The sequence below is a fragment of the Actinacidiphila oryziradicis genome, from assembly GCF_005047355.1.
In the GTDB taxonomy this organism is placed as follows: Bacteria; Actinomycetota; Actinomycetes; order Streptomycetales; family Streptomycetaceae; genus Actinacidiphila; species Actinacidiphila oryziradicis.
The window spans coordinates 87,686-101,523 of record NZ_SUMC01000009.1 but is presented as its reverse complement, the minus strand read 5'-3'; the positions used below and the strand labels follow the sequence as shown (position 1 = coordinate 101,523).

Below are 13,838 nucleotides of genomic sequence, written 5' to 3'. Positions count from 1 at the left end.
CTTCACCCCCGGGCCAGTTGGGGTTCCCGCGCGCCGGCGGAGAGCGAGCGGATCCATTCGACCTGGTGCTTGATCCCGGTGCGCAGGTCGACCGTCGGCCAGTAGCCGAGCACTTCGGCCGCGCCGGCCAGGTCCGCGTGGGTGGAGCGCGCGTCGCCGTCGCCCGGCGGCCCGTGTTCGAACGCCACGGGCTGTCCCACCACCTCGCCCACCAACTCGATGAGCTCCAGCACGGTGATCGTGCTGCCGGTGCCGACATTGACCGCGACGGCCTGCGCCCGCGCCTGCGCCGCGAGCAGATTCGCCTGCACAGCGTCGGACACGAAGGTGAAGTCGCGGCGCTGCAGGCCGTCCCCGAACACGGTGATCGGCCGGCCTGTGAGCGCCGAGTCGATCATGCGGGTGATGGCCATGTCCGCGCGTTGCCGCGGGCCGTAGACGGTGAAATAGCGCAGTGCCACGACGCTGGTCCGTGATCCGGGCCGCTTGGCGTGCACCAGGCTGAGCTGCTCGGTCAGCAGTTTCGTCACGCCGTAGGGCGACAACGGCGTCGGCAGGCTGGTCTCCGCGGTCGGACCGTCCTCGGCGCCGCCGTACACACTGGAGGAGGACGAGACCACGACGCGCCGCACCCCGCCCCGGCCGGCCGCGTCCAGCAGCCGGTGGGTGCCGAGGACATTGCTGTCCACGTATTCACTGAACCGCTCGCCCCACGAGGCCCGCACCCCGGGTCGCGCCGCGAGATGGAACACCGTGTCTGCGCCGTACAGTAGCGAGTCCAGGTCGGCGACCGCGATGTCGGCGGTCACCAGCAGGAACCGGGGATCCGCACGCAGCGACCGGAGGTTGCGTGCGGTCACCTCCTCGGGATGGCCACGCAGGTGATCGATGCCGGTCACCAGCCACCCCTCGTCCAGCAGGGCCTCACACAGGTGCGAGCCGATGAATCCGGCCGCACCTGTGACAACGGCCCGCCGATAGGCCGGCGCCCCGGTTGTGGCCGAGGTCACTGCCGCGCCTCCGCCGTCACACGGTCGACGGCGATCTCGTGGATCACCCGGTCGACCGGGCCCGCCCAGTACGGGCGCAGCGGAACCGTCATCTCACGGTGCACCGGTGCGTCCTCCCAGGCAAGGAACTTCTCGGCGCTCTCCCAGTGGCCGAGCAGGGTGTACCGGTCGCTCTCCTTCTGGTCCCGCAGCAACTGCTCGCCGAGATGTCCCGGCGTGCCGCTGACCCGCTTGCGGACCACCTCGAAGGCACGCTCGAACTCCGCCGAGGTACCGGGCTTGATCTGCGCCGAAACCATGACATAGATGCTCATGAGTCTCCCCTGTGGTCGATGATCTCCAGGACTTCCATATGGACGCTGGTGCGGAGTCCGCGCAGCCCCGCGGTGGCGCCGTCCTGCCGTGAGCTCGTCTCGAAGTGGTGGTACGTGCCGCGGTCGGTCCAGTCCGAGGTGATCACGTAGGTGGTCTCCTCCTCGCCGGCGACCCGGCTCAGGGTCTGGCGCAGGCAGCCGGCCTGCCCCTGCACCCACTCGGCGACCGCGGCCCATTCCCGCTCGAACTCGGCGGCGGCCTGCGGGGGCACGGTCATCGTCAGCACGGCGCGCACCGCGCGCTCGGCTGCCATCAGATGCCCCCGTCGACCACGATCGTCTGGCCGGACACGAAGCGGGCGGCGTTGCCGGACAGGAACAGGACGACGTCCGCGACGTCCTCCGGCGTGCCGAGCCTGCCCAGCGCCGCGAGCGCCTCGTAGCGCTTGCGCACCTCACCGGTCAGGCCGATCGCCTGATCGGTCTCGATGATCCCCGGCGCGACCACGTTGGCCCGTATCCCGCGCGGTCCGGCCTCCTTGCACAGAGACCGGGTGAAGCCGTAGATCGCCGCCTTGGACGCGGTGTAGTGCGTGCGCGCCACCATGCCCACCGAAGCGACGGCCGAGGAGATGTTGACGATCGCCCCGCCCTCGCCCATCGACGGCAGTGCCGCCTTGGTGACCTCGAAGGTGCCGCGCAGGTTGGTGTCGATGACCCGGCTCCACTCGTCGCCATCGAGCTCGTCCAGGGTGCGGTGGCTGACCACGCCCGCGTTGTTGACGAGGACGTCAATGCCACCGAGGACCGCGGTGGTGGCCTTGACCAGCGCCCGGCACCGGGCCGGGTCGGCTACGTCGGCGGCGTGCACCGTGTGTTCGCCGCCGAACTCGGCGAGTTCGGACCGCAGCGCGGCGGCCGCCTCACCGTCGGTGCGGCCGCAGGTGTGCACGGTCGCGCCTGCGGCGGCGAATGCCAGCACGATCGCCCGGCCGATTCCGCGCGTGCCGCCCGTGACGAGCACGCGTTTGCCCTTCAGCTCAGTGCTCATTGCTGTTCTCCCAGTCCAGGGTCAGGTCGGGTCGGGTCACGGTGCCGGTGCGAACGTCGGCTCCAGGCCGTAGAGCTCGGTGGCATTGCGACAGGCGACGCGTTCGAGTTCGGCCGGGGTGAGGCCGGCTCCGGACACCAGGCCCACGATCGGTTCCAGCGCGGCCATCAACGGCGGCGCGTCGGTGCCGAAGAGCACATGGTCGGCGCCCAGCACCGCGATGTTCGCCGCGATGTTGTGCGCGCTGGGGCACGAGGTATCGACATGGATACGGCGCAGGGCCTCGCTCGGCCGCGACGACGGCTCGCCGCCGTCCCGTGGCGCGGCCGCGAGGTCGAGCTTCTCCGCGAGCTGCGCGATCGCCCCGCCGCCGGCGGCCGCCACCAGCGCCAGGTTCGGGTACCGGTCCAGTACGCCGCCCCGGAGGATCGCGGCCAGTCCCGCGGTCACGTCGTTGAACCGCCCGATGTGCTCGACCATGCCGAACTCGCCGAGGCTGTCCGCGCCGACCGGGCGGGCCGGCGGATGCATCAGCACCGGCACGGCCATCTCGTCGGCCATCGCGAAGAACTGCTCGGCCCGCGGCGAGCTCAGGTACTCGCCGTTGATGCTGGAGTTGACGACCAGGCCGACGAAGCGCCAGTCCCCGACGAGATCACGGGCCTGGGAAAGCATCCGCTCATCGCCGAACGGGTCGAGATAGGCGTAGGTGCGCAACGAGTCCGGGTACTGGTCGACGAGACCGGCCATCAGCTCGTTGTGCGCCCGTACCGCGTCCGCGCTCTGCCGGTAGTTGTCGATGTCCGGCAGCGGCAGCATGACGCCCGCGCCGACCGGGCTGCCGATCACGGTGAGGCCGATGCCGAGCGCCCGCTTGTGATCGATCACGGCCTCGGGGTCACGCAGGCTCGGCGGTCCGCCGCCCTTCTCCCCCGGTGGGCTGAGATGTCCATGGATGTCGATGAACATCGCGGCTCACAGCCGGTTCAGCTGCGGCGCACCGGGCGGACCCGCCATCAGGCCGGTGCTGAACTCGAACTTCCCGAGCACCGGCACCATCACACCGAACAGGCCGCCGGCGGCCGGGCTGACCAGGAAGTCCACCACGTCGGCGACGGCCGCGGGCTTGGTCGCCTGCTCGAAGTCCATATGCGGCCGCTGTGCGCGGGCCTCCTCGGTGTCGGCCATCGTCATCACCACGACGTTCGCGTGCACACCCCGGTGCTTCACCTCGTGCGCCAAGGACTTCACCCATGCCTGGAGCGCGGCCTTGCTCGCGGCGTAGGCACCGAACCCGGGGAACGGCTCTCTGGCCAGTACCGAGCTGAGGTAGACGAGGTGGCCGCCGTCGGCGAGTTGCGGCAGCACCGCCTGGGTGGCGGAGACCGCGGACAGCAGGTTGGCCTGGAACATACGGGTGTACGCGTCGAGGTCGGACAGCATGACCGGTCCGACGTGGAATCCGCCGACCAGGTGGATCAGTCCGTCGATCCGGCCGAACCGGTCGATCGTCTCCGACACCGCGCGCCGTGCGAGCAGCGGCTTGGTGGTGTCGGCGACGACGGTGGCGATCTGGTCCGGCGCGGCCGCCGAATCGGCGATCTCCTTGAGCCGGGACTCGTTGCGGGCGGCCAGCATCAGCCGGTGACCCGACGCGGCGAGCTTGCCGACCACGGCCTCGCCCATGGCTCCGGTCGGGCCGGTGACGAGGAATACCTGTGCGTCGCTCATGACTTCTTCACCGCTCCGTAACCCTCGGGGACGCGAGTCGTGACGGTCCGCATCATCGCGCGCATGAAGAACTCCTTGGCGCCCTGCGGATTGGACATGTCGCGCCGGTCTTCCTCGATCAGGTACTTGTCCAGTTCGTGTTCGACGTACTGGATGTTCGGGTCCTGCGAAAGGTGCGCCATGATCTTGACAAAATCACCCTCAAATTCGATCATACGGACAATCTGCTGGTCCTTCATGAACACCGAGGTGCTGAGCAGGCGGGTCTCATCGTCAATTTCCGGATTCGGCGGGTCGTAGGTCGCCAGGAGATTGGCCACATCCTCCTCGGTACCCGGACGAACTCGAAAAGTCACGGCATAGCGCTGCATTACCCCTCCAGGTGAAGTGACGGAAAAACATGGAGCAGAATTCCGGGAATTCAATTCCGGACTTCTGCTCAAAGAATATTTGCGTGCGGTGAACGTGTCGCCCACCGATCGAATGGTTCTCCGGTTCCCCCGTACGGAGGATGCCGCTCCCCGAACGGACACCGCGGTCCAGTCGAGCCGATGCCCCTCCAGCCAGACGGCCGCTACGGTCTCCAGGACCGCACGGCGGTCCGCACCCGGCACGCCCAGCCGTGGCGGCAGCATGGCGGTCACCGCGCTACGGCCCGCGACAACCGCAGGGTGCCGCCGTGCGAGATTGGCCAGCGCCCGTGCCGGGCCCGCCTCCACGAGCAGCACATCCTGCTCGGCCAGCAACTCGTCGAGCGCCGGGCCGAACAGCACCGGCCGGCACACCTGCGAAGCCCAGAAGGCGGGGTCGACCGCCTCCTCCGGCCGCAGCCGCCGTGCCGTGATCGTGGAGAAGACGTCGATCCGCGGAGGCCTCAGCTGAATCCGGGCCAGCACGGCCTCGGAGACCGCGGCCAACGGGGCGAGTACCGGCGAGTGGAACGGCAGCGGGATGCGGGCCCGGAGCGCGGTGTACCCGGCCTCCCGCAGGCGTCGCGCGGCGATCTCGAGCGCGGACTCGGACCCGGCCAGCATGGTCTGGTTCGGACCGTTGACGACGCCGACGCACACCCCATCGCCGAGGAACTCCGCCACCTGTTCCAAGGACGCGGCGACGGCGAGCAGCCCACCCGGCGCGGCATCGCGGTAGGACGCGGTGCGGGCGGTCATGAGCGAGGCGGCATCCGGCAGGCCGAACACTCCGGACAGTGCCGCAGCGGCCAGTTCGCCAACGCTGTGGCCCAGCAGCGCGGTCGGCCGCACACCCCAGCTCAGCACCGTGCGGCCCAGCGCGTGGCCGAGCGCGAACAGCAGTGGCTGGCCGCGTTCCGCGGCGTCGAGGGGTACTACCGGCTGCTCGGCGAGCCAGTCCGCGCGCAGCGCGTCCCCCTCGGCACCGAGCAGGCCGAACATGTCGTCCATCCAGTCGGTGAAGACCGGCTCCACGCCGTAGAGCTGCGCGCCCATCCGGACGTGCTGCGCACCGTGCCCGTCGAGCAGCAGCGCGACCGGGCGGGGTGGACGGTGCTCCGGCAGACGGCGGACCGGCGCGCCGCGCACCGCGGCGACCGCGTCGGCCACCGCGCCGGCACCGGCCAGCACCACGGCGGCCCGGAACGCGTGGCCGGTGTCCTGGTGCTGTTCGACCAGCGCCACCAGCCCGTCCGGATCACCGGGATGCCGCGCGAGATGGTCGCAGATCCATTGCCGTAATCGCGTTTCCGCGCGTTCGTCGGGCGCGGACCAGGCGAGTAAACAGGGTTCACTCATGACGTCTCCATCTCGCTGGTACGGACGAAGGCCAGCGCCGATCCCCTGCGGGAGATGTCGCGCAGGATCTCTCCCGGCCCGGCGTCGACGAGCGCGGTGGCGCCGGCATCCCGCGCGGCCGTGACCGCGTCACTCCACCGAACGGGCAACAGCAGCCATCGGGTCAGCAGCTCCATGAGCCCGTCCGCGGTCACCCGGCAACGGCCGTCCACGCTGGATACGACAGGGATTCGAGGAGTCCGAAACTCCATCCGCCCGACCGCGAACTGCCAACGGGGCAGGAGTTCTGTCATGAGCGAGCAGTGGTAGGCACCGCGGATCGGCAGCAATCGGACGGTCGCGCCGCGCGCTCTGGCCAAGTCCGCCGCGACCTGCGCGGCCTTGGCGTCACCGCACAGGATCGTCTGCGTGGGCCCGTTGAACCCGGACGGTTCGAGCACGGCGCCGGTCTCCACGACCGCGAGCCGGCACACCCGGTCGACCTCGCTGAGATCCAGTCCCATCAGCACGACCAGCCTGCTGGGGCGCCGCAGATCCTGCTCGTGCCCGACCTCGCCCAGTTCGAACAGCAGATCCAGACCCTGCAAGGGATCAAGGGCACCGGCGTAGACCAGCGAGGTCATCTCACCGAGGCTGTGCCCCAGCGTCACCGGATGGTCCGCGCCGGTGCCGAACTGCTGCCAGGCCGAGAGCAGCCCGGCGGCGTAGGTGCACGGCTGGCCTGCCCGCGTGTCGGCGAAGTCGATCTGGCCGGCGCCGGTGACACCCAGCCTGCCGAACAGCTCCGTCACGAGTGGCGTGTGCCTGTGCGCATCGAGGAGGATGTCGACCGCGCGCCGGTCGACAGCTTGGCCGGGGAAGGCGACCCCCGGTGGTGTCTGTATGACTCTTCGGCTCACCCCTGAACCGTAGGCGGCCCGCTGGGGTGCGGTCGTCCTGCCGGCGGACCGATCTCCGCCTCCGCCGCGAGGAGGAACTACCCTACCGCAGGCCCGGTTTCCCCGCGGCTCGCCCGCACGGTGGCTCTCCGGTCGGCCTCCTCGCCGCCGACCGGTGAAGTACTCCCGCGGGAGTAACGAGGCCCGCGCCGCTCCCTGCGCAGTAACGGCGCTCTCCGACGTCAGCGGGACGAAATGGCCACGGCGGGCCGGGATTCTGGAACCCATGGAAATCAAACGCAGGCTGCTGCTGCCTTGGGCAGTGGTGGGATTCTGGATCGCGGTCGTCGCAGTGGTGCTGCCGTTCGCCGGGAAGCTGTCCGGTGTGACCAAGGACGATCAGGTCAGCTATCTGCCCGCGAGCGCGCAGTCGACGCAGGTCGCCAAAGTCCAGAAGTCGATGCCGGGTGGCGGGTCGACCAATCTGGTGCTGGTGTATCACCGCGGCGGCGGAGTGACAGCCGCCGATCGGAAGGCCGAGCAGCGGCAAGTGACAGCGGTGCTGAAGAAGTTCGAGCCGGCGAACCGCAACGCGACGCCGCAGGCCGTGTTGTCGGCCGACGGGACGACGCTGATGGTGCCGGTGGCCGTCGCGCAGAGCGCGGGGGACGCGAAGACAGTCGCCACGGCGGTCCGCGTGATCGCCGCCGAGGGACGGCCGCAGGGGCTGACCGTGCTGGTGGGCGGCGAGAGCGGGCTGGCCGCCGACATGGACAAGGTGTACAACTCGATCGACGGGACGCTGCTCCTGGCGACCGTGTCGGTCGTGGCCGTGCTGCTGGTGGTCACCTACCGCAGCCCGTTCCTGTGGCTGGTGCCGCTGGTCGCGGTCGCGATGGCGGCGGTGGCGGCGATGGCCGTCGTCTACGGACTGGTCCAGGGGTTCGGCCTCTCCGTCAACAGCATGAGCAGCTCCGTCATGACGATCCTCGTCTTCGGCGCGGGCACCGACTACGCGCTGCTGCTGGTCGCCCGCTACCGGGACGAACTGCACCACGCCCAACTCCCGTACGACGCCATGCGCGCGGCGCTGCGCCGCAGCGGCCCCGCCGTGCTGACTTCCGCCGGGACGGTCGTGGCGGGGCTTCTGTGCCTGCTGGCCGCCGACCTCAACAGCAGCAGTGCGCTCGGCCCGACCGGTGCGGTCGGCGTCCTGTGCGCGCTCGCCGCGATGATGACCTTGCTTCCCGCGGTGCTGGTGCTGCTCGGCCGCCGGGTGTTCTGGCCGCTGATCCCGGCGTACGGCAGCGAGCCGAAGCGGCGACGCGGCTTCTACGACCGGGTGGGCGCGGCCGTCGTCCGGCGCCCGGTGATGGTGCTGGTGACCGGGACCGTGGCTGTCGGAGCACTGGCCTTCGGTGCCCTGAACCTCACCGGTGAATTGCGGCAGGAGGATTCCTTCGTCAAGAAGCCGGAGTCGGTGTCGGCGATGCGGATCCTCGCCGACAGCTTCCCCGAGCGCGGCAGCCAGCCGATCACCGTGCTGGCGCGCACCAGCCGCACGAATGCGACACTCGCCGACGTAACGAACACCAAGGGCGTCTCGGCCGCCTCGACGGGCCGCAGCGCGAAGGGCTGGACCGAGATCAGCGTCACGGCGACCGCCCAACCGGAGAGCCCCGGCGAGACCGCGACCATCAACCGGCTGCGGACCGGGCTGAGCGAAGACGGCGCACTGGTCGGCGGTGAGAGTGCCCAAACGCTCGATATCGCCCACACCGTCTCGCGCGACCAGAGTCTGGTCGTTCCGATGGTGCTGACCGTGGTCTTCATCCTGCTCGCGATGCTGCTGCGGAGCCTGGTGGCCCCGCTGGTGCTGGTCACTGCCATGGCGGGGGTGTGGGCGGCGGCGCTGGGCCTGGGCGGCCTGGTATTCGGTCCGGTCTTCGGCTTCGCGGGCAACGACCCCGCACTGCCGCAGCTCAGTTTTGTCTTCCTCGTCGCCCTCGGCGTCGACTACGGCATCTTCCTGATGCACCGCATGCGCGAGGAGGTCCTGGGCGGCACCCCGGACCGGGAGGCGACCGTGCGGGCGCTGAAGGCCACCGGCGGGGTCATCGCCTCGGCGGGCATCGTCCTGGCCGCGACCTTCAGCGTGCTCACCGTGCTGCCCCTGGTGATGATGGTCGAGCTGGGCTCTGTCATCGCCGCCGGTGTACTCCTCGACACCTTTGTCGTGCGGACCTTCCTGGTCCCGGCCGCCTCGGTGCTCCTCGGTCACCGTATCTGGTGGCCGAGCCGCCTCACGGGCCCGGTACCTGCCGCCCCGGCGCCCCTCGGCGTCGTTCCGGAACCCACCACCTGAACCGGCACGCGGCCGGTCCGCGGCCATGCCCCGGCGAGGCCATCCGGTTGTGCGACGCGCACGACGGAGGCGGAACCATCGGGGCATGGCCGCGGACCGGCCGATCCCGGAGAATGAAGAGGTGCCCTCCATGACGGCGACCCTGCGCGCCCTTCGCAGCGACACCCTGCTCGCTGCGGCCGTTCTCTTACTGCAGTGCGCACTGGCCGCTGCTCTGCCGGAGACGACCGGACGGTGGCCGGACGCGGCCGGTTGGGCGCTGCTCGCCGCCAGCGCGGCCATTCTGGCCGGGCGGCGGCGGTGGCCGGCGGGCGTGGCAGCGGCCATGGTCCTGGTGGTGGCGGCCTACCAGAAAATGGAATACGTTCACCCGGCCACGATCCCGGCCAGCGGAGTCGCGCTGTACAGCCTGGCGGTGGCGGGCCCGCCACTGCGGTCGTTCCTCGCCCTGCCGGCCGCGATCGGGGTCATGGCCCTGGTGATGGAGTCGCGCCCGTACCCGGACGAGGGCATGGACCTACTGCGCAACGCCGGCTGGATAGTCGCGGTGGTGCTGGTCGGGGAGGCGGTCCGGATCCACCGCAAGTACGTGGCCGCGATCGTGGAGCGCGCGGACCGCGCCGAACGCACCCGGGAGGAGGAGGCGGCCCGACGAGTCGCGGAGGAGCGGATGCGGATCGCCCGGGATCTGCACGATCTGCTGGCACACACCATCACGCTCATAGGCGTGCAGTCGTCGGTCGCCGCGCATGTGCTGGTCGAGGACCCGGCACGGCTGGACCGTACGGCGCTCGTCGCCTCGCTCGACGCCATCGCCGACACCTGCCGGGACGCACGGGCAGAGCTGCGCACCACGCTGGAGGTGCTGCGTGCCGACGGCAGCCCGGCCGACGGCTCCGGCGTGAGCCCGCCGCCCTCCCTGTCGGGCCTGCCCGACCTGGTACGTGCCGCCGAGGCCAGCGGTGCCCGCGTGGAACTCACGTTCCGTGCCGGCGCCGGCACCGACGCGGCGCCGCCCGCCGTGGGCGCGGCCGCCTACCGCATCGTCCAGGAGGCCCTGACCAACGCGGTCAAACATGCCGGTCCGACGGTACGAGTGCGAGTGGACGTCACGGTCGACGACGCGGCGGAAACGTTGCAGGTGAAGGTTGTGAACGACGACTCCCCAGCGGCGACGGGCCCCGTCGGCCCGGTGGACCCCCGGGGCTACGGCCTGATCGGCATGCGTGAGCGCGTCCGTAGCGTTGGCGGCACACTCGCCACAGGGCCGCGCCCGGAAGGCGGCTTCGCGGTCTGCGTGCACCTGCCGCTGGGCACACGGGTCCCGGCGCCGGACGTGCCCGTACCCGCCTACCCCCTGAAAGGCGACACCGGGTCGCTGGCCGGGCCCGCGTCCGGACCCGGCATGGGAGATCACCGATGAGCACGGAGCGGCAGCCGATCCGGGTCCTCCTCGCCGACGACCAGACCCTGGTGCGGGCGGCGTTCGCGATGCTGGTCGATTCGGCACGGGACATGGAGGTCGTGGGGCAGGCCAGTACCGGACGGGAGGCCACCGAGCTGGCGCGGACGGCCCGCGCGGACGTGATCGTGATGGACATCCGGATGCCGGATCTGGACGGGATCGAGGCGACCCGGCTGATCGCGGCGGACGAGGACCTCGCCGGGGTCCGGGTGCTGATGCTGACGACGTACGACACCGAGGAGCATGTCGTCCCGGCACTACGCGCGGGCGCGAGCGGCTTCCTGGTGAAGGACACGCGCCCCGCCGAACTGCTGGACGCGATCCGGATCGTTGCGGCCGGCGAGGCACTGCTCTCGCCCGGGCCGACCGCACGGCTGATCGCCCGCGTGCTGCGAATGCCTGACCGGCCGCCCGCTGACGCCCCGGCTCCCGAAGGGCTGGCCCCGCTCTCGGCCCGCGAGCGGCAGGTGCTCATCCTGGTCGCGCGCGGCTTGAACAACATCGAGATCGCCGAAGCCCTGGGCCTCAGCCCGCTCACCGCGAAGACGCACGTCAGCCGCATCATGGGCAAGTTGGCCGTCCGCGACCGGGCCCAACTGGTGATCGCGGCCTACGAGTCGGGGCTGATCTCGGCGGGCGAGTAGATCGCCGCAGGGGCACACAGGTCAGGGAACGTCGTGGCTGGTGTTGCTGGCCCATAGCGAGCCGCCCTTGCCGGTCCCGCCGGTCCGCCGGTAGACGACCAGGTTGCCGTCATTCTGCATGACCGCGTGCGCACCGGAGTTGCCGGAGGTCCTGGTCGACCACAGTGCGCGCTTGCCGGCGCCGCCCCAGACACCGGCCGGGCCGCTGTTCCCGCAGGACCAGTACACCCAGCGGCCGGCCGCAGCCTGCAGTTCGCTCGGCACGCAGGTGGCGCCGGTCGCGACGGTCTGCACGGTTTTCCGCGTGGTCAGGTCGGTCTGGCCGAGGGAGCCGGCCGTCGTGCCGGCCGTCCACAGTGTCGAGCCGGACAGCGCCGCCGCGCTGACCGGCCGGGAGTACAACACGCGGGCGTTGTTGGGCGCGTCCGGGCTTCCGATGTACTGCTTGTACGGCGAGCCGCCGTCGTAGACGACGTACCGCCCGTCCGAGTCAACCAGCGAGCCGCCGGTCGCGCCAGGCACGACGAGGTAGGCCGACGAGCCGTGCTGGATGGTCACCTTGTCGCCCCCGGAACCCGCGGCGGAACCGGTCCACAGCTGCGATATACGACCGTCACCGGTGCCGATCGGCGGGTCGCAGGTGGCCACGGCGTCGCAGTTGCTCGCCGCGAACGGCGTGCCGAAGTTCGTCCGCGGGCCGTACTCCGGCGCGCTGCCGCCGAGGGCCTCCAGATCTCACGCCAGCCGCGCTTACAGGGCGCTGACCTGACGCGGTCCGGACTGACCCGGTTCGATCTCCACGGCCCACGCCATGGACGACCCATTTCTGACGTTGCATCACATGGTCTGCGCGGTTATTGCACGTCTGTGACAGCGAGCGCACAGCTCCGTCACCCGCCGTTGACAGACTTCTCTCATCGCGAAGGGCAGCAAGCCGGGTACGGCCGCAGGCTCCCGCAAACACCTGTCGCACCGTCATTCACATCCCTGGGGGGAACTCGATGTCCGCTCGTAACCGTCGGAGCACCGCAATCGCCATCACCGCGGGTACCGCAGCACTGCTCACCGTGTGCGGCCTGGGCGCCACCGCGATGGCCGCTCCAGCCGCGACCAGCGGTACCAAGGGCAGCGCCGCGATGGTCGCCGCGGGCGCATCCGCACAGACAGTCACCGTGCCCAGGGGGCTGACCATCAGCGATGGCACCCGCCACGTCCTGGTCAACGGCAAGTCGATCGACTTCGGCACCATCGTCCGCGACCTCGCCTGGAACCCCAAGGGCACCAAGGCCGCCTTCATCGACGGCCACGGCAACCTCGACATCGCCAACCCCGACGGCAGCCATCGCGTCACCGTCGCCGCCAACCCCGGCGGGCAGACCTGGTCCCACCCCACCTGGCAGGTCGCCGCCGCCGACACGACGAACGGGATCCCCGCGAAGAACAACCTCATCTTCTCCGCCAAGGTCAGCGGCAAGACCGTTCTGGAAGGCATCAAGGCCACCAGCGACCACGGCACGCCGACCCGGATCAGCCTGAACACCGACAGCGACACCGCCCTTCCGAAGACCAACAACACCTGGCCCAACGTCGGCGGGAACTACGGCACCGCCGTCTACGAGAACACCCACACCGGCGAGGTCTACATCCGTGACGACTACCTCCGTCAGATGGGCGGCGCGCTGACCAAGGGCTCCGAGCCCGCGCTCGCCCCCAACGAGGAGGAGGTCGTCTTCGTCCGCTCCGTCCACGGGCACGACCACCTCTTCGTCGAGGACTTCAGCAGCAGCACCAACGTCATCAAGGACGTCACCCCCCACGCCACCACCGACTACACCGAGCCCACCTGGTCGCCCAACAGCAAGACCATCGCCTTCCGCGCCCCCACCGGCACGTACACCATCACCAAGACCTCCCACGGCTTCGGTAAGCCAGTCAAGGTCTCCAAGCACACCGGCCTGCCCGCCTACCGCGGCTGACCCCCGCCCAACCGGCTGCCGGAGCGGGCGAGTTCCGCCCGCAGCTCATCCAGGTGCTGGTCCGCCGTGTCATGCGGCAGGAACTCGACCACGTCGAGAAAGCGGAACAGAACCTGGGCCGAGGTGACGGCGAACTCGTAGTCGCCGAACCCCACCACGGCACCCATCTCACCCCGCACGGCCCCCCGGACGACATGCGCGGTCATGTCGTCCGGGCTGTCCGCGGTAAGCCCCCGCCGGGCGTTGGGGCGAGCCAGATACGGGCAGACCATCGAGGCGTAGAGCATGCACGCGCGGTGCCCCGGAGCCTCCAGCGTCGCTGCCAGATTGCGGTACGGCCGCCCAGCAGCCATCGCCTCGCCGATCGCGGAACTCTCCGCAGCGCCGGCCACCCGCCACACCGGGCCCCTGGGTATCAGAGTGTTGCAGACGGAACACAGCCGCTTTCGCGCGCACTCGGCGCTGCGCCCGTAGTCGGTGAGCGCGAACCGCGGCTCGCCGCCCTCCCACGGGGTGATGGCGGGCACGGGATAACCACGGCTGTCACGGGGCCTGACCTCGATGGTCGGCGGCATGGGAACGGAGTCGAATCGCACACCCCATGTTCAACCACATACCCCCACCACCGCGACCGT

The 13,838-nt window shown here is 70.4% G+C and carries 14 protein-coding genes; 4 read left to right on the top strand and 10 right to left on the bottom strand.

From position 1 onward, the window contains the following. Window positions 1-2: 2 nt before the first annotated feature. Genes FCI23_RS12680 through FCI23_RS12645 form a run of 8 tightly spaced genes read right to left on the bottom strand, consistent with a single transcriptional unit; the run spans window position 3 to window position 6,774 of the window. A complete protein-coding gene (locus FCI23_RS12680) occupies window positions 3-1,010 on the bottom strand; it encodes an NAD-dependent epimerase/dehydratase family protein (RefSeq protein ID WP_136723619.1) in 1,008 nt (335 codons plus the stop codon). After that, entirely contained in the window at window positions 1,007-1,324 is a 318-nt protein-coding gene (locus FCI23_RS12675; RefSeq protein WP_136723618.1) for an antibiotic biosynthesis monooxygenase family protein, read from the bottom strand. Before FCI23_RS12675 ends, FCI23_RS12680 begins: the two co-directional genes overlap by 4 nt. After that, window positions 1,321-1,638, bottom strand: a complete 318-nt coding sequence (locus FCI23_RS12670; protein ID WP_136723617.1) for an antibiotic biosynthesis monooxygenase family protein — start codon at window positions 1,636-1,638, stop codon at window positions 1,321-1,323. Before FCI23_RS12670 ends, FCI23_RS12675 begins: the two co-directional genes overlap by 4 nt. After that, window positions 1,638-2,375 (bottom strand): SDR family NAD(P)-dependent oxidoreductase, encoded by a 738-nt coding sequence (locus FCI23_RS12665; protein ID WP_136723616.1) that lies wholly within the window; start codon window positions 2,373-2,375, stop codon window positions 1,638-1,640. Before FCI23_RS12665 ends, FCI23_RS12670 begins: the two co-directional genes overlap by 1 nt. 36 nt (window positions 2,376-2,411) lie before the next feature. Continuing rightward, a complete protein-coding gene (locus FCI23_RS12660) occupies window positions 2,412-3,344 on the bottom strand; it encodes an amidohydrolase family protein (RefSeq protein ID WP_136723615.1) in 933 nt (310 codons plus the stop codon). Between the two features lie 6 nt (window positions 3,345-3,350). After that, a complete protein-coding gene (locus FCI23_RS12655) occupies window positions 3,351-4,106 on the bottom strand; it encodes an SDR family oxidoreductase (RefSeq protein WP_136723614.1) in 756 nt (251 codons plus the stop codon). After that, window positions 4,103-5,875, bottom strand: a complete 1,773-nt coding sequence (locus FCI23_RS58205) for a SchA/CurD-like domain-containing protein (RefSeq protein ID WP_211265298.1) — start codon at window positions 5,873-5,875, stop codon at window positions 4,103-4,105. Before FCI23_RS58205 ends, FCI23_RS12655 begins: the two co-directional genes overlap by 4 nt. Then, window positions 5,872-6,774, bottom strand: coding sequence for an ACP S-malonyltransferase (locus tag FCI23_RS12645; protein ID WP_169316776.1), 903 nt, complete (start codon window positions 6,772-6,774; stop codon window positions 5,872-5,874). The genes FCI23_RS58205 and FCI23_RS12645 overlap by 4 nt, the downstream gene beginning before the upstream one ends. A 265-nt stretch (window positions 6,775-7,039) precedes the next feature. Between FCI23_RS12645 and FCI23_RS12640 the strand changes: the two genes are divergently transcribed. From FCI23_RS12640 to FCI23_RS12630, 3 genes are all read left to right on the top strand, one after another. Then, entirely contained in the window at window positions 7,040-9,118 is a 2,079-nt protein-coding gene (locus FCI23_RS12640; protein ID WP_211265297.1) for an MMPL family transporter, read from the top strand. Between the two features lie 130 nt (window positions 9,119-9,248). After that, the gene (locus FCI23_RS12635; protein WP_136723739.1) at window positions 9,249-10,541 is read left to right on the top strand and encodes a sensor histidine kinase; all 1,293 of its coding nucleotides are present in this window, start codon (window positions 9,249-9,251) and stop codon (window positions 10,539-10,541) included. After that, entirely contained in the window at window positions 10,538-11,227 is a 690-nt protein-coding gene (locus tag FCI23_RS12630; RefSeq protein WP_136723612.1) for a response regulator, read from the top strand. Before FCI23_RS12635 ends, FCI23_RS12630 begins: the two co-directional genes overlap by 4 nt. A 21-nt stretch (window positions 11,228-11,248) precedes the next feature. On the opposite strand, the gene FCI23_RS12625 is transcribed toward FCI23_RS12630, so the two are convergent. Beyond that, entirely contained in the window at window positions 11,249-11,875 is a 627-nt protein-coding gene (locus FCI23_RS12625; RefSeq protein WP_136723611.1) for a hypothetical protein, read from the bottom strand. A gap of 353 nt (window positions 11,876-12,228) precedes the next feature. On the opposite strand from FCI23_RS12625, the gene FCI23_RS12620 reads away from it, so the two are divergent. Further along, complete coding sequence (locus FCI23_RS12620) at window positions 12,229-13,203, top strand: TolB-like translocation protein (RefSeq protein WP_136723610.1); 975 nt, start codon at window positions 12,229-12,231, stop codon at window positions 13,201-13,203. On the opposite strand, the gene FCI23_RS12615 is transcribed toward FCI23_RS12620, so the two are convergent. Further along, on the bottom strand, window positions 13,191-13,730 hold the full coding sequence (locus FCI23_RS12615; RefSeq protein ID WP_246143671.1) for a hypothetical protein: 540 nt from the start codon (window positions 13,728-13,730) through the stop codon (window positions 13,191-13,193). The genes FCI23_RS12620 and FCI23_RS12615 overlap by 13 nt on opposite strands. Window positions 13,731-13,838 lie beyond the last annotated feature (108 nt).

Coding starts and splice junctions, on each gene's coding strand:
- FCI23_RS12675 (WP_136723618.1), bottom strand. CDS start 1,324: ATGAGCATCTATGTCATGGTTTCGGCGCAGATCAAGCCCGGTACCTCG.
- FCI23_RS12670 (WP_136723617.1), bottom strand. CDS start 1,638: ATGGCAGCCGAGCGCGCGGTGCGCGCCGTGCTGACGATGACCGTGCCC.
- FCI23_RS12665 (WP_136723616.1), bottom strand. CDS start 2,375: ATGAGCACTGAGCTGAAGGGCAAACGCGTGCTCGTCACGGGCGGCACG.
- FCI23_RS12660 (WP_136723615.1), bottom strand. CDS start 3,344: ATGTTCATCGACATCCATGGACATCTCAGCCCACCGGGGGAGAAGGGC.
- FCI23_RS12655 (WP_136723614.1), bottom strand. CDS start 4,106: ATGAGCGACGCACAGGTATTCCTCGTCACCGGCCCGACCGGAGCCATG.
- FCI23_RS58205 (WP_211265298.1), bottom strand. CDS start 5,875: ATGAGTGAACCCTGTTTACTCGCCTGGTCCGCGCCCGACGAACGCGCG.
- FCI23_RS12640 (WP_211265297.1), top strand. CDS start 7,040: ATGGAAATCAAACGCAGGCTGCTGCTGCCTTGGGCAGTGGTGGGATTC.
- FCI23_RS12635 (WP_136723739.1), top strand. CDS start 9,249: ATGACGGCGACCCTGCGCGCCCTTCGCAGCGACACCCTGCTCGCTGCG.
- FCI23_RS12630 (WP_136723612.1), top strand. CDS start 10,538: ATGAGCACGGAGCGGCAGCCGATCCGGGTCCTCCTCGCCGACGACCAG.
- FCI23_RS12620 (WP_136723610.1), top strand. CDS start 12,229: ATGTCCGCTCGTAACCGTCGGAGCACCGCAATCGCCATCACCGCGGGT.